The 21,331-nt window shown below is 69.7% G+C and carries 14 protein-coding genes; 7 read left to right on the top strand and 7 right to left on the bottom strand.

The features are described from left to right. Positions 1-116 precede the first annotated feature (116 nt). The gene (locus ACGFX9_RS17050; protein ID WP_393471728.1) at positions 117-2,162 is read left to right on the top strand and encodes a M4 family metallopeptidase; all 2,046 of its coding nucleotides are present in this window, start codon (positions 117-119) and stop codon (positions 2,160-2,162) included. A gap of 299 nt (positions 2,163-2,461) precedes the next feature. Then, on the top strand, positions 2,462-4,096 hold the full coding sequence (locus ACGFX9_RS17045) for a M4 family metallopeptidase (RefSeq protein ID WP_393471725.1): 1,635 nt from the start codon (positions 2,462-2,464) through the stop codon (positions 4,094-4,096). 67 nt (positions 4,097-4,163) lie between these two features. Here ACGFX9_RS17045 and glgP read toward each other — a convergent pair whose 3' ends face one another. Both glgP and ACGFX9_RS17035 read right to left on the bottom strand, forming a co-directional pair. Next, on the bottom strand, positions 4,164-6,794 hold the full coding sequence (gene glgP, locus ACGFX9_RS17040) for an alpha-glucan family phosphorylase (RefSeq protein WP_393471721.1): 2,631 nt from the start codon (positions 6,792-6,794) through the stop codon (positions 4,164-4,166). Positions 6,795-6,935: 141 nt separating this feature from the next. Continuing rightward, positions 6,936-7,400: a nuclear transport factor 2 family protein gene (locus ACGFX9_RS17035; protein ID WP_393471718.1), complete on the bottom strand. Its 465-nt coding sequence runs from the start codon at positions 7,398-7,400 to the stop codon at positions 6,936-6,938. Positions 7,401-7,700: 300 nt separating this feature from the next. Between ACGFX9_RS17035 and ACGFX9_RS17030 the strand changes: the two genes are divergently transcribed. From ACGFX9_RS17030 to glgB, 5 genes are all read left to right on the top strand, one after another. After that, positions 7,701-8,915 (top strand): S8 family peptidase, encoded by a 1,215-nt coding sequence (locus ACGFX9_RS17030; protein ID WP_393471716.1) that lies wholly within the window; start codon positions 7,701-7,703, stop codon positions 8,913-8,915. A 295-nt stretch (positions 8,916-9,210) separates the two neighbouring features. Next, positions 9,211-11,352, top strand: coding sequence for an alpha-1,4-glucan--maltose-1-phosphate maltosyltransferase (locus tag ACGFX9_RS17025; protein WP_393471713.1), 2,142 nt, complete (start codon positions 9,211-9,213; stop codon positions 11,350-11,352). Then, positions 11,349-13,049, top strand: coding sequence for a maltose alpha-D-glucosyltransferase (gene treS / locus ACGFX9_RS17020; RefSeq protein WP_393471710.1), 1,701 nt, complete (start codon positions 11,349-11,351; stop codon positions 13,047-13,049). Before ACGFX9_RS17025 ends, treS begins: the two co-directional genes overlap by 4 nt. Before the next feature lie 120 nt (positions 13,050-13,169). After that, positions 13,170-14,579: a maltokinase gene (locus ACGFX9_RS17015; RefSeq protein ID WP_393471707.1), complete on the top strand. Its 1,410-nt coding sequence runs from the start codon at positions 13,170-13,172 to the stop codon at positions 14,577-14,579. A gap of 159 nt (positions 14,580-14,738) precedes the next feature. After that, positions 14,739-16,964: a 1,4-alpha-glucan branching enzyme gene (glgB, locus tag ACGFX9_RS17010; RefSeq protein ID WP_393472485.1), complete on the top strand. Its 2,226-nt coding sequence runs from the start codon at positions 14,739-14,741 to the stop codon at positions 16,962-16,964. On the opposite strand, the gene ACGFX9_RS17005 is transcribed toward glgB, so the two are convergent. The 5 genes from ACGFX9_RS17005 to ACGFX9_RS16985 all read right to left on the bottom strand — a co-directional run bounded on the left by ACGFX9_RS17005 (position 16,921) and on the right by ACGFX9_RS16985 (position 21,242). After that, complete coding sequence (locus tag ACGFX9_RS17005) at positions 16,921-19,188, bottom strand: HelD family protein (RefSeq protein ID WP_393471705.1); 2,268 nt, start codon at positions 19,186-19,188, stop codon at positions 16,921-16,923. The two genes, glgB and ACGFX9_RS17005, sit on opposite strands and share 44 nt — an antisense overlap. 164 nt (positions 19,189-19,352) lie before the next feature. After that, a complete protein-coding gene (gene trxA, locus ACGFX9_RS17000) occupies positions 19,353-19,691 on the bottom strand; it encodes a thioredoxin (protein ID WP_393472481.1) in 339 nt (112 codons plus the stop codon). A 23-nt stretch (positions 19,692-19,714) separates the two neighbouring features. Continuing rightward, positions 19,715-20,107, bottom strand: a complete 393-nt coding sequence (locus ACGFX9_RS16995; RefSeq protein WP_393471702.1) for a MerR family transcriptional regulator — start codon at positions 20,105-20,107, stop codon at positions 19,715-19,717. Positions 20,108-20,170: 63 nt separating this feature from the next. Beyond that, positions 20,171-20,275 carry a hypothetical protein gene (locus ACGFX9_RS16990; RefSeq protein ID WP_393471699.1) on the bottom strand — a complete coding sequence of 35 codons (105 nt, stop codon included), beginning with the start codon at positions 20,273-20,275 and terminating at the stop codon, positions 20,171-20,173. Positions 20,276-20,357: 82 nt separating this feature from the next. Next, positions 20,358-21,242: an SGNH/GDSL hydrolase family protein gene (locus ACGFX9_RS16985; protein ID WP_393471697.1), complete on the bottom strand. Its 885-nt coding sequence runs from the start codon at positions 21,240-21,242 to the stop codon at positions 20,358-20,360. Positions 21,243-21,331 lie beyond the last annotated feature (89 nt).

The raw sequence follows: 21,331 nt of genomic DNA, 5'->3' as shown, positions 1-21,331 counted from the left end.
CCACCCGCTCCACCTGCCCCACCTGCTCCGCGTTCTGCCTTGTTCTGCCCGGACGGCACGACCGCGCCGTCCGGTCGCCCTGGCCGCGTACCCCCGCGGCCGCGCAGAAGGAGTCCGTGTTGAGAACCACCTCCCACAGACCTGCCTCCCACCGACGCGCCGCTGCCGCGGGCGCCCTCACCGCCGTCGCCGCGCTCATCGCGGTGGCCGTCCAGACGGGTCCGGCATCGGCCGACGATCCGCTGAACAAGGCGCCGGCCGCCACGAAGATAGGCAAGGCCGACCCCGGCTCCCTCCCCGTGAAGCTCACCCCCGCCCAGCGCGCGGCGCTCCTCAAGGACGCCAACGCCACCAAGGCGGACACGGCCAAGGACCTGGGCCTCGGCGCCAAGGAGAAGCTCGTCGTACGTGACGTCATCAAGGACGCCGACGGCACGACGCACACCCGCTACGAGCGCACCTACGAAGGCCTCCCGGTCCTCGGCGGCGACCTGGTGGTCGACGCCGCGAAGTCCGGGAAGACCAAGGCCGTCACCAAGGCCGCGAAGGCGCAGCTCAAGGGCGTCGACACCAGCGCCGATGTGAAGCCGGCCGCCGCCGAGAAGCAGGCGCTCGGTGCCGCAAGGAGCGAGGGCTCGAAGAAGACCGACGCGGACCGCGCGCCCCGCAAGGTCGTGTGGATGGCCAAGGGCGAGCCGACTCTCGCGTACGAGACCGTGGTCGGCGGCCTGCAGCACGACGGCACGCCCAACGAGCTGCACGTCGTCACGGACGCGGCCACCGGCAAGAAGCTCTTCCAGTGGCAGGGCATCGAGAACGGCACGGGCAACACCCAGTACAGCGGTCAGGTCACGCTCGGCTCGGCCCAGTCGGGGTCCAACTACACCCTGACGGACACCGGCCGCGGCAGCCACAAGACGTACAACCTCAACCACGGCACGTCCGGCACCGGCACCCTCTTCTCGGGCCCGGACGACGTCTGGGGCAACGGGCAGGCCTCCAACCTGGAGACCGCGGGCGCCGACGCCGCCTACGGCGCCGCGCTCACGTGGGACTACTACAAGAACGTGCACGGCCGCACCGGCATCCGCGGTGACGGCGTCGGCGCGTACTCACGGGTCCACTACGGCAACAACTACGTCAACGCGTTCTGGGACGACAGCTGCTTCTGCATGACGTACGGCGACGGCTCGGGCAACTCCAAGCCGCTGACGTCCATCGACGTGGCGGCCCACGAGATGACGCACGGCGTCACCGCGGCCACCGGCAACATGCAGTACAGCGGTGAGTCGGGCGGCCTGAACGAGGCCACGTCCGACATCTTCGCTGCGGCGGTCGAGTTCAACGCCAACAACGCCCAGGACGTGGGCGACTACCTCGTCGGCGAGAAGATCAACATCAACGGCGACGGCACCCCGCTGCGCTACATGGACAAGCCCTCCAAGGACGGCGGGTCCAAGGACTCGTGGTACTCGGGCATCGGTGGCATCGACGTGCACTACTCGTCCGGTGTCGCCAACCACTTCTACTACATGCTGAGCGAGGGCAGCGGCGCCAAGGTCATCAACGGCGTCTCCTACAACTCGCCCACCTCCGACGGCCTGCCTGTGACCGGAATCGGTCGCGACAAGGCGTCGCTCATCTGGTACAAGGCGCTGACCACGAAGTTCACCACGACCACCAACTACGCGTCGGCCCGCACCGGGACCCTCGCGGCGGCCGGTGAGCTGTACGGCACCACGAGCGCCGAGTACAAGGCGGTGGCCGACGCCTGGGCGGCGGTCAACGTCGGCTCGCGGCCCGGTGGCGGCGGCACGGTCTTCGAGAACACCACGCCCGTCGCCATTCCGGACAACGGAGCGGCCGTCACCTCATCGGTCAACGTCACCGGGCGCACGGGCAACGCGCCCTCCGCCCTGAAGGTCGGCGTCGACATCACCCACACCTGGCGCGGCGACCTGGTCGTCGACCTGGTGGCCCCGGACGGTTCGACGTACCGCCTGAAGAACTCGAGCGGGTCGGACTCGGCGGACAACATCGTCGAGACGTACACGGTCAACGCCTCGTCCGAGGTGGCCAACGGCACCTGGAAGCTGAAGGTCCAGGACGTGGCCGCGCAGGACGTCGGCCGCATCAACAGCTGGAAGCTGACGTTCCCGTAAACCCTGGTCAGGGTTGAGGAACACGCACACGGCGCCGCTCCGGGAGGTTCAACTCCCCCGGGGCGGCGCACCCATGTGCGGCGCCGTCCGCACCGTCGGCCGCTTAACACCCCGTTCGCATTGCGTACATGGACCATCGCTCAACGGACGATTTCTGGCCAACCTGCGGCCAGGGGCCTGACATGCACCTGCCTCAACTGGCACTGTTCCCCTCGCACGGCACACCAGTAACACCCGCACCGCATCTTTCAGCCCGGACAGTCCCCATGCCGTCCGGGCCCCCCACAGAAGGAGCATGCGTGACCCCCCACATATCCCGGAAGCGCTCAACGCTGGCCATCGCCACCGCTGTTGCCGCCGGAGCTCTGCTCACCGCAGGTCTGGCCACCGGAGCCTCCGCGCAGCCCGACCTCGCCGCGAAGTCCTCCGCCGCGCCCGTCTCGCTCTCCGCGACGGCCCGCGCGGACCTGCTGCAGGACGCGAACGCCGACAAGGCCGCCACCGCCGAGAAGATCGGTCTCGGCGCCAAGGAGAAGCTCGTCGTACGCGATGTCATCAAGGACCGCGACGGCACCACGCACACCCGCTACGAGCGCACCTACGACGGCCTGCCCGTCCTCGGCGGCGACCTCGTCGTCCACACCGCGAAGAGCGGCTCGGTCAAGGGCGTGACCAAGGCGACCAAGGCCTCCATCAAGGTCGCCTCCACCTCGGCGAAGGTCGGGGCCAAGTCGGCCGCGAAGTCCGCCGAGTCGACCGCCGCCAAGAGCGGCGACACGAAGAAGGCGGACGCCCAGGCTCCGCGCAAGGTCGTCTGGGCCGCGTCCGGCAAGCCGGTCCTCGCCCACGAGACCGTCGTCACCGGCGTCCAGAAGGACGGCACGCCCAGCAAGCTGCACGTCATCACCGACGCGGCCACGGGCAAGAAGCTCTTCCAGTACCAGGCCATCGAGAACGGCGCGGGCCACAGCCAGTACAGCGGCGACGTCGAGGTCGGCTCCAAGAAGGGGTCGAGCGGCTTCGACCTCACCGACGACTCGCGCGGCGGCCACTCGACGCTCGACCTCGCCCACAGCGAGAGCGGCGAGGGCAAGCTCTTCACGGACGACGACGACACGTGGGGCACCGGAAAGCCGGACGACCCGCAGACGGCCGCCGTCGACGCCGCCTACGGCGCCCAGCTGACCTGGGACTACTACAAGACCGTGCACGGTCGCGAGGGCATCAAGGGCGACGGCAAGGGCGCGACCTCGCGGGTCCACTACGGCAAGGCGTACGTCAACGCCTTCTGGGACGACAGCTGCTTCTGCATGACGTACGGCGACGGCGAGGGCGACAAGAAGCCCCTGACGTCGATCGACGTCGCGGCCCACGAGATGTCGCACGGCGTCACCGCGGCCACCGCCAACCTGGAGTACAGCGGCGAGTCGGGCGGCCTGAACGAGGCCACGTCCGACATCTTCGGCTCCTCCGTCGAGTTCAACGCCAAGAACGCCGAGGACGTCGGCGACTACCTCATCGGCGAAGAGATCGACATCAACGGCGACGGGTCGCCGCTGCGCTTCATGGACAAGCCCTCCAAGGACGGCCAGTCCCTGGACAACTGGAGCGCGGACGCGGGCAACGTGGACGTCCACTACTCCTCCGGCATCGCCAACCACTTCTTCTACCTGCTGTCCGAGGGCAGCGGCGCCAAGGAGATCAACGGCGTCAAGTACGACTCCCCGACCGCGGATGGCTCCAAGGTCGAGGGCATCGGGCGCGACAAGGCCGAGAAGATCTGGTTCAAGGCCCTGACGACGTACTTCACGACGACGACGGACTACAAGGCGGCCCGTGAGGGCACGCTGAGCGCCGCGAAGGACCTGTACGGCGCGGACTCCGCCGAGTACAAGGGCGTCGACGCGGCCTGGGCCGGCGTCAACGTCAAGTAGTTCCCACCACTCCCACCGGACGGGCTGAGATCCTTCAGCCCGTCCGGCGTTCGCGTAGAGAAAGCCCCTACCGCAGCAACACCCCCGCGGCCTCCCCCGTCCCCTCCGACGGCACCGCCACAAGACCCAACTCGGCGCCGCTGGCCAGCAGTCGATGGGCCGGAAGAATCCGCACGGTGTACCCGAACGGCCCCGTGCGGTCCAAGGCCAGCGGGCCCTCGTACAGGCAGCGGCCCTCCGCGTCGGGCCCGCCCACCGGCTTCAGCGGCAGCGGACTCGCCTCGGCGATGAAGTCCTCGGGGTCTACGCGGCCCGCGATCGTCTGGACCTCGACGTCGTCCGGGGTCAGCTCGCCCAGGCGCACACGGACCCGCAGCGACAGCGTGGACCCCAGTTCGGCGGTTGCCCCCGTAGCCGTCGCCTCGACGTGGTCGACGGCGACCCGCGGCCAGGCCGCACGAACCCGCGCCTTCCAGAGGGCCAGCTCCGCCGCCGCCTCCGCACCGAGGGTGCGATGCGCCCGCGCGGCGGGAACGTACAGCTGCTCCACGTAGTCACGCACCATCCGGCCCGCGAGCACCTTCGGCCCCAGGCGTGTCAGCGTCCGCCGCACCATCTCGATCCACCGGTCGGGCAGACCCCCCGGCCCCTGCTCATAGAAGCGGGGCGCGATCCTCCGCTCAAGGAGGTCGTACAGCGCCGCGGACTCCAGCTCGTCGCGCCGGTCGTCGTCCGTGGCCGCGCCGTCCGCCGTGGGGATCGCCCATCCGAAGTCCGGCTCGAACCATTCGTCCCACCAGCCGTCGAGTACCGACAGATTGAGGCAGCCGTTGAGCGCCGCCTTCATCCCGCTCGTCCCGCACGCCTCCAGCGGACGCAGCGGATTGTTCAGCCACACGTCGCACCCGGGATACAGCTTCTGCGCCATCGCCATGCCGTAGTCCGGCAGGAACACGATCCGGTGCCGCACCCGCGGGTCGTCCGTGAAGCGCACCAGCTCCTGGATGAGCCGCTTGCCCCCGTCGTCCGCCGGATGCGCCTTGCCCGCCACCACGATCTGGATCGGCCGGTCCGGGTCGTTGAGCAGTTCCATCAGCCGGTCGCGGTCCCGCAGCATCAGCGTCAGGCGCTTGTACGAAGGGACCCGGCGCGCGAAGCCGATCGTCAGGACGTCCGGATCCAGTACGTCGTCGATCCACCCCAACTCGGCGCTCGCCGCGCCCCGTTGACGCCACGACGCGTACAGCCGCCGCCTGACCTCCGTCACCAGCTGGCCCCGCAGCTCACGCCGCAGCTCCCAGATGTCGGAGTCCTGGATCTCGGCGACGGCGTCCCATCGGTCCGAGCCGCCCACCGAGAGCGCGTCCTCGGTGCGCTGCGCGCCGATCTGCCGCGCGCCGAGCCTGAAGACCTCGGGGGCGACCCACGTAGGGGCGTGCACGCCGTTCGTGACGGAGGAGATCGGGACCTCCTCGGCGTCGAAGCCCGGCCACAGGCCCGCGAACATCTCGCGGCTCACCTTGCCGTGCAGGGTGGAGACCCCGTTGGCGCAGCGCCCGAGCCGCAGGCCCATCACCGCCATGTTGAAGAGGTTGGGCTCGCCGCCGGGATACGTCTCCATGCCGAGCCGCAGGATGTCGGCGACCTCGATGCGGGGCAGTTCGGCGTCAGGGCCGAAGTGCCGGGCGAGGAGTTCACGGTCGAAGCGGTCGATTCCGGCGGGGACGGGCGTGTGGGTGGTGAAGACGGTGCCGGCCCGGACCGCCTCAAGGGCCGCGTCGAAGCCCACGCCCTGTGCGGCGAGTTCGTGGATCCGCTCAAGGCCGAGGAAGCCCGCGTGGCCCTCGTTCGTGTGGAAGACCTCCGGCGCGGGGTGTCCGCTGAGCCGGCAGTACGTCCTTATGGCGCGCACCCCGCCGATGCCGAGCAGCATCTCCTGGAGCAGCCGGTGCTCACTGCCACCGCCATAGAGCCGGTCGGTCACCTCACGGGCGCCGGTGTCGTTCTCCTCGACGTCCGAGTCGAGCATGAGGAGCGGTACGCGCCCGACACTGGCCTGCCAGACGTGCGCCCGCAGCGAGCGCCCGCCGGGCAGCGCGATGGCGACCTGGGTGGGGGTGCCGTCCGCCTCGCGCAGGAGGGTCAGCGGCAGCTCGTTCGGGTCGAGCACCGGGTAGGTCTCCTGCTGCCAGCCGTCGCGGGAGAGGGACTGGCGGAAGTAGCCGTGCCGGTAGAGCAGCCCGACCCCGATGAGCGGAAGCCCTAGGTCGCTCGCCGCCTTCAGGTGGTCGCCCGCGAGGATGCCGAGGCCGCCCGAGTACTGCGGCAGGGCGGCGGTGATGCCGAACTCCGGTGAGAAGTAGGCGACGGCGCGCGGAAGTTCGCTGCCGCGCTCGGCGGCCTGGTCCTGATACCAGCGGGCTCCGGTGACGTACTCCCGAAGTCCGTCCGACGCCTCGGCGAGGCGGCGCAGGAAGGGAGCGTCCCCGGCGAGCTGCTGGAGCCGCGCGGGCGGCACGCAGCCGAGCAGCCGCACGGGGTCGCCGCCGGATTTCGCCCACTGCTCGGGGTCGACGGCCTCGAAGAGCTCTCGGGTGGGCGTGTGCCAGGACCAGCGCAGGTTGCGCGCCAGCTCCGTCAGTGGGGAGAGGGGGTCGGGAAGGGCTGGACGTACGGTGAATCGACGGATGGCCTTCATCACGGTGCACCTCTGCCGGGGCGTCTGAAAGGGCGTTCGTACATCGCGGATCGACGTGTCGCATCGACGGTAGCGGTGTGCCGCTCCTGTCACCACGGCGCATGGGGCGCATGTTCCCGGCCGGGGCGAGATGTCGGCGGCTCAGCGCTCCTGGTCGGGGCCCGTCGCCGCCACGATCGCCGCCGTGTCCCAGTAGAACGGCCGCACCTCCACGATCATGCCGTCCCGCAGGGTGATCGTCTGAAGTACCGGGAAGGCAAGTTCCCGCCCGGTGGCGCGGGCCCGCGCACGGACCTGGGTGCGGATCACCGCCGTCTCGCCCGTGGCGAGGAACTCCTGGTCGCCGATCTCGAAGGTCTCCCAGGTCTCGCTCATGGCGAGGAAGAAGCGCGCCATGCCGTCGTGGCCGTGCCAGGTTCCCCCATACGGGAGAGCCGCCGCCTGGTGCATGACGACGTCGGGGGCGAAGTAGGGGGCGAGCAGCTCGAAGGATGCCTTGCCGGGGCCGCCTGCTGCCAGGTAGCGGGACTCCGCCGCGTACATGGCGGTGAGGACGCTCACCGTGTCGGTTCCGGGCGTGGGGTGCTGGGCGTGCTGGGCGTTCATGGCCTCGAGTCTGTGCGCCGGGGTCGCACACAGCTGGCGGACATCGGACGTCGACCTGCGACAACACGCACCTGAGGGTTCCGCACGGGTCAAGCACGCCCGTACTCGTCCGAAAATCGCCGCAACCCTCACACCACCCCCACGGGCGATAGGGCCGATTCCACATCGGCCCGTGGTCTTGTAGGGCTTCACAGTGCACGAGAGGCTGCCAAGTGGCACCCGTGGAGGACTACGGGGGATCTGGCAGAAATCGGTCCAACTCCACGAGTCGCACGTCAAGTTGGGGAGGGAAACCAGCGTATGACTCTGTCGCGAACGAAGCGTTTGCGGTGGGCGGGAGCAGTCACCGCCGCCACCACGGCGGCGGTACTTTCGGCCATCACGCTGCCCGCACACGCCGCCCCCGCCGATGCCCCGCTGGGGCAGATACTCGGCGCCGGGGAGCCCGGTTCCATCAGCGGAAGTTACATCGTCACGCTCAAGGGCGGGACCAAGGCCCCGTCCGACGCGGGCAAGGGCATCGCCGCGAAGTACGGGGCGAAGATAAGCCACACCTACAGCACCGCGCTCAACGGCTATGCGGTGAAGGCCGGTTCGGACGAGGCCAAGAAACTCGCGGGTGACGCGGATGTCGCCTCCGTCGTCCAGGACAGCACCGTGTCCCTGGACCACACCCAGAAGAATCCGCCTTCCTGGGGACTCGACCGGATCGACCAGAAGGGTCTGCCGCTCGACAAGTCCTACACGTGGCCCGAGTCTGCCGGGCAGGGCGTGACCGCGTACGTCATCGACACCGGCGTACGCACCACGCACGAGGACTTCGGCGGCCGGGCCACCAGCGGCTGGGACTTCATCGACAACGACGCCACGGCACAGGACGGCAACGGACACGGAACGCATGTCTCCGCGACCATCGCCGGCAAGAGCCACGGCGTCGCCAAGAAGGCCGATGTCGTGGGCGTGCGCGTGCTCGACGACGCGGGCTCGGGGACGACCGCCCAGGTCATCGCCGGCATCGACTGGGTGACGAAGCACGCCAAGAAGCCCGCCGTCGCCAACCTGAGCCTCGGCGGCTCCGCCAACGTCCAACTGGACGCGGCCGTACGCAACTCCATCGCGTCCGGAGTCACCTACACGGTGGCCGCGGGCAACGACGGACTGCCCGCGTTCCTGTTCTCACCGGCCCGCGTACAGGAAGCGGTCACGGTCGGCGCGAGCGACATCAAGGACGCGAAGGCGAGCTTCTCCAACTGGGGCGGCAGCCTGGACCTGTTCGCGCCGGGGGTCGACATCGCCTCCGCGTGGAACACGAACGACAGCGCCGAGAAGACCATTTCCGGTACGTCGATGGCCTCGCCGCACGTGGCGGGCGCGGCGGCGCTGTATCTGGCCGACCACCCGACGGCCGCACCGGCCGCGGTGAGCAAGGCACTGACCGACCGGGCGGCGGTGGGCAAGGTGACGGGCAGCGGGCTCGGCTCGCCGAACAAGCTGCTGCAGGTCAACAACCCCTAGGGCAGCACGCTTCACCGGACCGGCCCCGCCGCACACGGCGGGGCCGGTTTCTGTGTGGCCGGTGCCGACTCCTCCCTGAAACAGCCCGCTTCCCTCCACCCGGACGTACGCTCGATACGCGCACAGCCTTGTATGAGGCCTTACGCACTAGTAGTTAACAAAGTGCCGGATTGCCCACCCGGTGGGGGTGGGCAGGCTCCCCCCGGTACGCAAGGCTCAGTACGACGCACCATCTCGCAGCACCCCTCCACACACCCGTATCCGCCCCACTCATGTAACGCGGACAGGAGCGGTCATGCCCTCAGCTCGCCCGTCGGCGAAGGCCTCGACAAAGGCTTCCTCGAAGGTGCCCAAGACCCCGGCAGCACAGCCGAGCCAGCAGAACGCCCTCATCGGACGCATACCCATCCTCGACATCGCCCCCGTCGTGCACGGCGGGCGAAGGCCCGCCAAAGCCGTGGCGGGCGAGACCTTCCAGGTCACCGCGACCGTCTTCCGCGAAGGACACGAGGCGGTCGCCGCCAACGTCGTCCTGCGCGACCCGCGAGGACGCGTCGGCCCCTGGACCCCCATGCGCGAACTCGCCCCCGGCACCGACCGGTGGGGCGCTGACGTCACTCCGGACGCCGAGGGCGCCTGGACGTACAGCGTGGAGGCGTGGGGTGATCCCCTCGCCCAGTGGCGCCGTCACGCGCACATCAAGATACCGGCAGGCATCGACACCGAACTCGTCCTGGAGGAAGGCGCCCGGCTCCACGAACGCGCCGCCGCCTCGGCCCCGGTGAAGAACAGCTGCCGCGCCACCCTGCGCGCCGCCGCCGCGTCCCTGCGCGACCCCGGGCGCTCCGTCGCGGCCCGCTTCGCCGCCGCCCTCACCCCGGAGGTGGACGCGGTCCTCGCCGAGCATCCGCTGCGCGAACTCGTCACGGAATCGGAGCGGTTGCCGCTGCTCGTGGAACGGCAACGAGCCCTCTTCGGGTCCTGGTACGAACTCTTCCCGCGCTCCGAGGGCGCCGTCGTCCAGGAGGGCGCGCCCCCGAAGCAGGGGACATTCAGCACGGCCGCCGAACGGCTCCCCGCGATCGCGGAGATGGGCTTCGACGTCGTGTATCTGCCGCCCATCCACCCCATCGGCAGCACCTTCCGCAAAGGCCCGAACAACTCCCTGTCCCCCGGCCGGTACGACGTCGGCGTGCCGTGGGCGATCGGCTCCCCCGCGGGAGGACACGACGCGGTCCACCCGGACCTCGGCACGCTGGAGGACTTCGACGCCTTCGTCCGCCGGGCGGCCGGTCTGGGGCTCGAAGTCGCCCTGGACTTCGCGCTGCAGTGCTCTCCCGACCACCCCTGGGTGGAGAAGCACCCCGAGTGGTTCCAGCACCGCGCCGACGGCACCATCGCGTACGCCGAGAACCCGCCCAAGAAGTACCAGGACATCTACCCGATCGCCTTCGACGCGGACATGCCGGGCCTGGTCGCCGAGACCGTGCGCCTGCTGCGGTTCTGGATGGATCACGGCGTACGCATCTTCCGCGTCGACAATCCCCACACCAAGCCCGTCGCCTTCTGGGACGAGGTGCTCGGTGACATCAACCGCACCGATCCGGACGTCATCTTCCTGGCGGAGGCGTTCACGCGCCCGGCGATGATGCGCACCCTGGCCGCGATCGGCTTCCAGCAGTCCTACACGTACTTCACCTGGCGGAACACCAAGGATGAACTGACCGACTATCTGCGGGAGTTGGCGGGCGAGACCGCCCACTATCTGCGGCCGAACTTCTTCGTCAACACCCCGGACATCCTGCACGCCTACCTCCAGGAGGGCGGGCGACCGGCCTTCGAGGTGCGCGCCGTCCTTGCCGCCACCCTCGCGCCGACCTGGGGCGTCTACAGCGGATATGAGCTGTGCGAGAACACCCCGGCCCGGGCGGGCAGCGAGGAGTATCTGAACTCCGAGAAGTATCAACTGCGCCCGCGTGACTGGGAGTCGGCGGAGCGCACCGGCTCCACCATCGCGCCCCTCATCACCACGCTGAACCGCGTACGGCGCGCCAACCCCGCGCTGCGGCAACTGCGTGACCTGCACTTCCACTCCACCGATCAGGAAGCGGTGATCGCGTACTCCAAGACGGTCTCGGACGCGGAGAGCTCGAACACGGTTCTGGTGGTCGTGAACCTCGACGCCCACCACACCCAGGAAGCCACGGTGTCGTTGGACATGCCGAAACTCGGCCTCGACTGGCACGAGACCGTGCCGGTGCGCGACGAGCTCACCGGCGAGACCTATCACTGGGGCAGGGCCAACTACGTGCGACTTGGCCCGGGCGGCGCGCACGTGTTGCTTGTCGGCCGGGATTCCGGGGGTCATCCCCCGGGTGAGCACAGCAGGGTCCTGCGACCGTCCTCACCGTTGATCGGAGGGTCACCCACATCATGATCGTCAACGAGCCCGTCCAGGACACCTTCGAGGACACACCCGCGAAGGACCGTGATCCCGAGTGGTTCAAACGCGCCGTGTTCTACGAGGTCCTGGTCCGCTCCTTCCAGGACAGCAACGGCGACGGCGTCGGCGACCTGAAGGGCATCACCGCCAAACTCGACTACCTGCAATGGCTCGGAGTCGACTGCCTCTGGCTGCCACCCTTCTTCAAATCCCCCCTGCGCGACGGCGGCTACGACGTCTCCGACTACACCGCCGTCCTCCCCGAATTCGGCGATCTGGCCGACTTCGTGGAATTCGTCGACTCCGCCCACCAACGCGGCATGCGCGTCATCATCGACTTCGTCATGAACCACACCAGCGACCAGCACCCGTGGTTCCAGGCCTCCCGCACCGACCCCGAAGGCCCCTACGGCGACTACTACGTCTGGGCGGATGACGACAAGCAATACCAGGACGCCCGCATCATCTTCGTCGACACCGAAGCCTCCAACTGGACCTTCGACCCGGTGCGCAAACAGTACTTCTGGCACCGCTTCTTCTCCCACCAGCCCGACCTGAACTACGAAAACCCCGCCGTCCAGGAAGAAATCATCTCCGCCCTGCGCTTCTGGCTCGACCTGGGCATCGACGGATTCCGCCTCGACGCCGTGCCCTACCTCTTCGCCGAAGAGGGCACCAACTGCGAAAACCTCCCCCGCTCCCACAACCTCCTCAAACGCGTCCGCGCCGAAATCGACGCCCACTACCCCGACACCGTCCTACTGGCCGAAGCCAACCAATGGCCCGAAGACGTCGTCGACTACTTCGGCGACTTCAAAGACGGCGGCGACGAATGCCACATGGCCTTCCACTTCCCCGTCATGCCCCGCATCTTCATGGCCGTACGCCGCGAATCGCGCTACCCCGTCTCCGAAATCCTCGCCAAAACCCCCGCCATCCCCTCCGGCTGCCAATGGGGCATCTTCCTGCGCAACCACGACGAGCTGACCCTGGAAATGGTCACCGACGAAGAGCGCGACTACATGTACGCCGAATACGCCAAAGACCCCCGCATGCGCGCCAACATCGGCATCCGCCGCCGCCTGGCCCCCCTCCTGGACAACGACCGCAACCAGATCGAACTCTTCACCGCCCTGCTGCTCTCCCTGCCCGGCTCACCGATCCTGTACTACGGCGACGAGATCGGCATGGGCGACAACATCTGGCTCGGTGACCGCGACGCGGTCCGCACCCCCATGCAGTGGACCCCCGACCGCAACGCCGGCTTCTCCTCCTGCGACCCGGGACGCCTCTACCTGCCGACGATCATGGATCCGGTCTACGGCTACCAGGTCACCAACGTCGAGGCCTCCATGTCCTCCCCCTCCAGCCTCCTGCACTGGACCCGCCGGATGATCGAGATCCGCAAACAGAACCCCGCCTTCGGCCTCGGCTCCTACACCGAACTGCCCTCCTCCAACCCGGCCGTCATCGCCTTCCTACGGGAGTACAAAGACGACCTCGTGCTGTGCGTGCACAACTTCTCCCGCTTCGCCCAGCCCACCGAACTCGACCTGCAGACCTTCAACGGCCGCCACCCCGTCGAACTCATCGGCGGCGTGCGCTTCCCCGCCATCGGCGAACTCCCCTACCTCCTCACCCTGGCCGGACACGGCTTCTACTGGTTCCGGCTCCGCAAGGACCCGGCGTAGGCTCCACACCTGCTACTCCTGTGCGGGGCGGTTTCCACCGCCCCGCCCTGGGCACTCTCCCCGCACAACCGGCACTCCCGCACTCCCCCCTTGTCCGCACCGCGGAAAGGACGCGACGCCATGTCGGAAGCTGTCACACGCCCGGGAATCACCGCGGACGCGCTGCTCGCCTCGCTCGATCCGCTCCTGCGCTCGTGGCTGCCCCGGCAGCGCTGGTTCGCGGGCAAAGGCCGCCCCATCACGGACTTCACCGTGGTATCGGCGACCGAACTCCTCCCGCCGACAGCGGAGTTAGGGCTGCTCCATCTCCTTGTTCAGGTCAGGCAGCCGCAGGTCCCCGGCCCGGGCGGCGGGGCGCCACCGCCGGCCGACTGCTACCAACTCCTCATCGGCGTACGGCGCGAACTGCCGCCCAGGCTCGCCCCCGCCCTCATCGGGCACGTGGCGGCAGGCCCCCTCGCCGGGTTCACGGTCTACGAAGCACTGCACGACACCCGGATGTCCGGCTTCCTCCTTGAGGCGCTGCGCATACGGGCGCGCGTCGGCAAGCTGCGCTTCGAGCGTGCCGCGGGCAAGACCATAGGGGACGATCTCGCACCCCGCCTGCTCGCATCCGAGCAGTCCAACTCCTCGCTGGTGTACGGCGAGACGTTCATACTCAAGCTGTTCCGCCGCATCGTCCCCGGAGTCAATCCGGACCTGGAACTGCCCCTGGAGCTGGCCCGCGAAGGCTGTACTCAGGTCCCCGCACCGGCCGCGTGGTTCCTGGCGGACATCGGCGACGAAGTGAACGTACTCGGTGTGCTCCAGCCCTATCTGAAGGGCACGGCGGACGGCTGGGAGCTCGCCCTGCGGGAGCTCGCCGACGGCCGCGACTTCAGCGGCGAGGCACGGTCGCTGGGCCGTACGACGGCCGAGGTGCACCTGGCGCTCGCCCGCGCGCTGCCCACCGTCACGCTGGGCCACGCCCAGGTGGAGGTGCTCGCCCAGGGCATGGCGGAACGCCTGGAGGCGGCGGCCGACGCGGTGCCCGCCCTCCTTCCGTACGCCCCCGCCCTGCACACCACCTTCGAGGCGCTCGCCGACCTCGGGCAGAAGGGCCCCGGCTGGACGGCCCAGCGCGTCCACGGGGACCTGCACCTGGGGCAGTGCCTGCGCTCCCCCGCCGGCGAGTGGTCGGTCATCGACTTCGAGGGTGAGCCGTCGCGCCCGCTGGCCGAGCGCAGGATGCCGCAGCCGCCGGTGCGGGACGTGGCGGGCATGCTCCGTTCCTTCGACTACGCGGCACGCTCCCGGGAGCCGTGGGCGACGGGATGGGCGGGCGACTGCCGGGCGGCGTACTGCACGGGATACGCGGAGGTCGCCGGCCGCGATCCCCGTATGGACCCCGTACTCCTGCGCGCCTACGAAACGGACAAGGCGGTCTACGAAGTCCTCTACGAGGCCCGCCACCGCCCCGACTGGCTCCCCGTCCCCCTCTCTGCAGTCAAACGCCTCGCCACGAACGGCCCCGCCACCGAAGCCCACTGACCCGCCACCGCCGAGGAGGCCTCCCCTGTGACCCCCCGCCCGCAGCCGCGCAAACCGTCCGAGGCAAGCAAGAAGGGCAAGCGGAAACCGGAGCCGCCGCAGCAGCGGCAGCCGCAGCCCCCGGTCCAGCCGGCGGCCCCACCGGCAGGGCCGGCTCCGCTGCCCCGGCAGGGCGAGAGCCCCCGCCCCACATCGCCCGTGCCCGAAGCCGACCGCGTACGCCTCCTGAACGGCACGCACCACGACCCGCACGGCGTGCTCGGCGCGCACACCGTGCCCGGCGGCATCGCCTTCCGCGCGCTGCGGCCCTACGCGCGCTCCGTCACCGTCGTCGCCAAGGATCTGCGGGCCGAGCTGCACGACGACGGGGACGGGTTCTTCTCCGCGGTGCTCGCGCTGCGGGAGGTCCCCGAGGACTACCGGCTGAACATCACGTACGAGGAAGCCGACCTTGAGATCCACGACGCGTACCGCTTCCTGCCCGCGCTCGGCGAACTCGACCTCCATCTGATCGGCGAGGGACGGCATGAGCAGCTGTGGCACGCGCTCGGGGCGCGCCCCATGGTGCACGAGGGGGCCACCGGCACCCGCTTCACGGTGTGGGCGCCCAACGCCCTGGGCGTGCGCGTCGTGGGGGGCTTCAACTTCTGGGATGGCACCGGCTTCCCGCTGCGTTCGCTCGGCGGCAGCGGCATCTGGGAGCTGTTCGTGCCCTCGGTCGGCGAGGGCGAGCTGTACAAGTACGAGATCACCCGGCCCGACGGCACGAAGACGATGCGCGCCGACCCGCTGGCCCGCCGCACGGAGGTCCCGCCCGCGAACTCGTCGGTCGTGCACGAGTCGCATCATGAGTGGCACGACGAGGAGTGGCTGGCGAAGCGGGCCGAGCGGCCCGTCCACGAGGCGCCGTTCTCCGTGTACGAGGTGCATCTGGGCTCTTGGCGCCCGGGGCTGACGTATCGCCAGCTCGCCGAGCAGTTGCCCGCGTATGTGGCGGACCTCGGCTTCACGCACGTCGAGCTGATGCCGGTCGCCGAGCATCCCTTCGGCGGCTCGTGGGGCTATCAGGTCACCGGGTTCTACGCGCCGACGGCCCGCCTCGGCACGCCCGACGACTTCAAGTACCTCGTCGACGCCCTGCACCGGGCGGGCATCGGCGTCCTGATGGACTGGGTGCCCGCGCACTTCCCGCGCGACGACTGGGCGCTCGCGGAGTTCGACGGGCGGACCCTGTACGAGCACGAGGACCCGAACCGGGCGGCGCACCCCGACTGGGGCACCCTGGAGTTCGACTACGGCCGCAAGGAGGTCCGCAACTTCCTTGTCGCCAACGCCACTTACTGGTGCGAGGAGTTCCACATCGACGGCCTGCGCGTCGACGCCGTCGCCTCGATGCTGTACCTGGACTACTCGCGCGAGAGCGGTGAGTGGACCCCGAACGTGCACGGCGGCCGGGAGAACCTCGACGCCGTCGCCTTCCTCCAGGAGATGAACGCCACCGTCTACCGCCGTGCCCCCGGCGTCGTCACGATCGCGGAGGAATCCACGGCCTGGGACGGCGTGACCCGTGCGACGCACCACCAGGGCCCGGGTGGCTTCGGCGGGCTCGGCTTCGGCCTGAAGTGGAACATGGGGTGGATGCACGACTCGCTCGACTACGTCTCGAAGGAGCCGGTGCACCGCAAGTTCCACCACAACGAGATGACGTTCTCGATGGTGTACGCGTACAGCGAGAACTACGTCCTGCCGATCTCCCACGACGAAGTCGTGCACGGCAAGCGGTCGTTGGTGTCCAAGATGCCGGGCGACTGGTGGCAGCAGCGCGCCAACCTCCGCGCCTACCTGGGCTTCATGTGGGCCCACCCCGGCAAGCAACTCCTGTTCATGGGCCAGGAGTTCGCCCAGGGCGCCGAGTGGGCCGAGGGACACGGCCCCGACTGGTGGCTCCTCGACCCCGCGTACGGGGCGGAGGCGGACCACCGGGGCGTACGCGACCTCGTACGCGACCTGAACACGGTCTACCGGCGCGATCCCGCCCTGTGGCAGCGCGACACCGACCCCGGCGGCTTCGCCTGGGTCGAGGGCGGCGCCGCCGAGGACAACGTCTTCGCCTTCCTGCGCTACGCCGACGAGGACACGGACGGCGGCCCGCTCCTCGCCGTCTCGCACTTCTCACCGGTGGTGCGGCACGAGTACCGCCTCGGGGTGCCCGCCGAGTTCACCGCCTGGCACGAGGTCCTGAACACGGACGCCGGGGCCTACGGCGGCGGCGACGTCACCAACGCGGACCCCGTCAAGCCCGAGCCGGTGGCGTCGCACGGCCGCCCCGCGTCCATCCGGCTCACTCTGCCGCCGCTGGCCACGGTGTGGCTGCGACCGGTGTGAGAGCCACCGGCAGTTCCTCTGCGTGCAGGACGCCGAGGCGTTGCGTGGCCCGGGTCAGGGCCACGTACAGGTCGCTCGTGCCGTAGCGGGCGGGCTCCACGACCAGGACGGTGTCGAACTCCAGGCCCTTCGCCTGACGCGGGTCGATCAGGACGACCGGCCGCGTCAGGTCCGGGGCCTCCCCGGCCGTCACCCCGGGGAGCTTTCCGGCGAGCTCGTCATGCAGCTCGCGTGGGGCGATGACCGCCAGGCGGCCCTCGTCCCGTGCCTCGGCCGCCACCGCGTCACCCACGGCCGCGGCGAGGTCGTCGGTGCGGTGCGCCCAGGGGCGTACGCCCGTGGACCGCACCGAACTCGGCGGCTGGAAGCCGGGGTTCTCGACGCGGGGCACCTCGGCGGCCACGTCCATGATCTCCACCGGTGTGCGGTAGTTGACGCCGAGCCGGGTGTACTCCCAGCGATCCTCGACGTACGGCGAAAGGATCGAGTCCCAGGAGCCGCAGCCGCCCGCCTCCGCCGTCTGGGCGGGGTCGCCGACCAGCGTCATCGAACGGGTCGGGCAGCGCCGCATCAGCAACCGCCAGGCCATGGCGGAGAGTTCCTGCGCCTCGTCCACGATGATGTGCCCGAACGCCCAGGTGCGGTCCTCCGCGGCCCGCTCGGCCGCGCTGCGGTGATCGGCCTCCTCCTGCCGCTCGGCCATCCGCTCGGCGTCGATGATGTCGTGCGCGAGCAGGACCTCGGACTCGTCATCGTCCTTGTCCTCGAACTCATACGTACGCGATGCGTACGAGACGTCCAGGACGCCCTGTGCGTAGGCGATCTGCTTGGCGCGCTCGGCCTCCGCCATCGCCCGCGCCGCGCTGTCGTCGCTGCCGAGCAGCTCGGCGGCCTCGTCGAGCAGGGGGATGTCGGCGGTCGTCCAGGCCGCGCCGCGCGGGCGCCGGACCAGCCGGGCGTCGTCGTCCGCCAGATGCGGCTCCGGGTCCTCTAGGAAGTCCGCGAGGAAGTCCTGCGGGGTGAGCTGCGGCCACAACTGCTCGATGGCCGCGTGCACTTCGGGGCTGGCGGCGATGGCCTTGCCGAGCTGGGCGATGTCGTCGGGGCCAAGGAAGTTGGGCCCGCCGTACGGGTCGGCGCCGAGCCGCTCGGCGAGCTGCTCGGTGAGCATGTCGATGACGCGGAAGGCGAAGTGCGGGCGGCCGAGGTTGTGCGGGACGTCCGCGTCGCGCGCCGCCTCGCGAGCCTCGCCCGCGATCGTCCAGTCCAGGATGAGGTCGCCGTCGTCATGCTCGATGATCATCGGCGCGCCGGGCTCGGGGAGCTGCTGCCGGCCGCGCAGGGCGGCGGCGAGCACGTCCGCCATCTCCGCGCGGCCCTTCACCTCGGCGGCTTCGGGGGTGTCGGTGCCGGTGGCGGTCACACCCGGGAACAGCTCGCCGACCGTCGACAGGAGGACTCCCGTCTCGCCGAGCGCGGGCAGGACCTCGCTGATGTAGCCGAGGAAGGCGGGGTTCGGGCCGACGATCAGGACCGCGCGCTTGGCGAGCAGCTCGCGGTGGGCGTAGAGCAGGAACGCGGCACGGTGCAGCGCCACCACCGTCTTGCCGGTGCCGGGGCCGCCCTCGACGACGAGGACACCGCGGTGCGGGGCGCGGATGATGCGGTCCTGCTCGGCCTGGATGGTCCGCACGATGTCGTGCATGCGTCCGGTGCGGGCCGAGTCGAGCGCGGCGAGCAGCACCTCGTCGGCGTCCGCGCCCTCGTACCCGGTGCGGGTGGTGTCGCCGAGATCGAGGATCTCGTCGTGCAGCGCCGTCACGTCGCGGCCCTGCGTGGTGATGTGTCTGCGCCGGCGGAGCCCCATCGGCGTATGGCCGGTCGCGAGATAGAAGGGGCGTGCCACGTCGGCGCGCCAATCGATCACGAGTGGCGTGCGTTCGGTGTCGGAGGCGCGGATTCCGATGCGTCCGATGTGGTGATCACGTCCGTCGCGGAATTCGAGCCGCCCGAAGCACAGGCCGTTCTCCCCCGCGTTGAAGGCGGCCAGCAGTCCGGACTGCTCGGCCACCAGGACGTCACGCTCAAGCCTGGCCTGCAGACCATTGCCGACCTGCGTCAACGACGTCCGCACGGCTGCTTCGGCCTCCTCGCGCAGCGCGTCGAGGCGCGCGTACAGCCCGGAGACGAATTGCTGCTCTTCCCGCAATTCCTCGGTTGACAATTCAGCCCCTCGCCAGTTACAGTGCTCTTATACAGATTCTCGCGATCCCGTCATGCTCAAATGGCTGAGTGGTCGCGAAAGGATCCAATATACGCGAAGAAATGCCCCGGACGTCAATTCGTCCGGGGCATTTCTTTTTGCGTACGCCTTCTGCGTACGTCCACTCAGAGCACGTCGGCCTCTGCCAGCTCGGCCAGCAGCTTGCGCTTGGGCCGCGCGCCGACCATCGACTTCACCGGCTCACCGCCCCGGAACACCAGCAGGGACGGCACCGAGAGGATTCCGTACGCGATCGCCGTATGCGGATTGTGGTCCACGTCCAGCTGCACGATCTTCAGCCGGTCCGCCTCCTCGGCCGAGATCTCACTGAGCACCGGCGCGAGCTGCCGGCACGGACCGCACCACTCCGCTCCGAACTCCACCAGCACCGGCAGCTCCGCCCCGAGCACCTCCCCCGCGAAGTCCGCGTCCGTCACCTCGGCCACTCCTGCCGCCTTGACCATCCCCATGTTCTGCTCCCTCTCCCTCAACCCGTCAGCTCGCAGGTCGGCTCCGGCCCGCCCGGAACCGCCGCCTCGGCGCGCACGAGCTGCGCACCGACCTGTTCGCGCACCGCGCTCAACTCGCTGATCAGTGCGTCGAGTTCACCGAGCTTGCGGCGGTAGACGTCGAGCGACGCGGGACAGGAGTCGCCCGCCGGATGCCCCGAGCGCAGACACTCCACGAAGGGCCGCGTCTCCTCCAGGTCGAACCCGAAGTCCTGCAAGGTCCTGATCTGCTCAAGGAGCCGTACGTCGTCCTCGTCGTAGGTGCGGTAGCCGTTGCCACTCCGCCGGGCGGGCAACAGCCCCCGTGACTCGTAGTACCGAAGCGCCCGCGTGGTGGTGCCGGCCCGCTCCGCAAGTTCGCCGATGCGCATGCGTACGACGGTAATCCTTGACGCGGGCGTCAAGGCCAGCGTGAGCCTGCCGGTACCTGGAGATCAGTCGAAGTCGAGCGCGCCATACGCCCGCTTCAGCTCGAAGAAGGCCGGTACGCCCGCCATCAGCACCACCCCGTCCCACAGCCGTCCCGCCGCCTCCCCCACCGCTCCGCGACGTCCCGCACCTGCTCGACCTCGCGGATCCAGCGCGAGGTGAGCCAGCGGGGGTTTGCCCGCCTTGCTGTCGTCAGCCGAGCTTCAGTACGCCGATGGCCTGGTCGGCCATCTTGGACTCGCCGAGGGCGTTCGGGTGTACCGGGACGAAGTTGGTGCCGAACAGTACGGGCTCGACCCAGCGGGTGCCGCTCGGCTTGCAGGCGTCGTGCCCGTCGGAGGTGGCGGCCATGTCGATGAACGTGGCGCCCGTCTCCGTGGCGGCGCGCTGCACGGTCTTGTTCAGGTGGGCCTGAAGGTCCCGCAGGTAGGGGACGTCGCCTTCGGCGATCGGCATCTTGGCGAAGCACGCCGGGTCGGCCTTGGCCGGGACGATCCAGGGGTAGCCGAGGATGCCGACGCGGGCCTTCGGGGCCTTGGCCTTGACCGCTCGCAGGGCGGTCTTCAGCGCCGGGTAGGTGTTGCTGTCGATCTGCTGGGTGAAGGAATCCCCGTGGGCGTCCTTGCAGGGGCTGCCCTTGCCGCCGGAGAACACACCGGCGCTGCCGCAGGCGAGGATCGCGCTGATGAAGGTGTTGTTGTCGTTGCCGCCGATGGTCAGCGTCACGACGTCGGTGTCGGCGTCGACCGCGTCGAGCTGCGGGGCGACGCCGGGGTACTGCGACCCGGCGAAGTCCTTGGTCTGGGCCCCGCCGCAGGTCACGTCGGTGAGATCGGCGCCGGTGCGCTGGGCCACGACATGCGGGTAGTTGGCCGTGGAGCGCGCGCAGAGGAGGGGCGCGGTCGGGTCCAGGGGCAGGACCCCGGATCCGGCGCTGAAGCTGTCCCCGAGTGCGACGTAGTCGAGCGGATCGGAGGCGGTGCCGGAGGCCTGGGCCGGGGCGGCGAGGCCGAGGGCGGCGGTTCCCGCTGCGGCGAGGGCGGCTGCCAGGCGAAGCGTGAGGGCGCGGATCACCATCTGGAGTCTCCTTTGAATCCGATGGGGGTGGCCCCGGGAGAGCAGGGAAGGGCCAGGACCGGGAGGACCAACATCCGTGCTGTGACAGG

This window comes from Streptomyces sp. NPDC048436, from assembly GCF_043200355.1.
In the GTDB taxonomy this organism is placed as follows: Bacteria; Actinomycetota; Actinomycetes; order Streptomycetales; family Streptomycetaceae; genus Streptomyces.
Note: the sequence above shows the minus strand (reverse complement) of the source record. Positions and strands in the feature narration are given on the sequence as shown.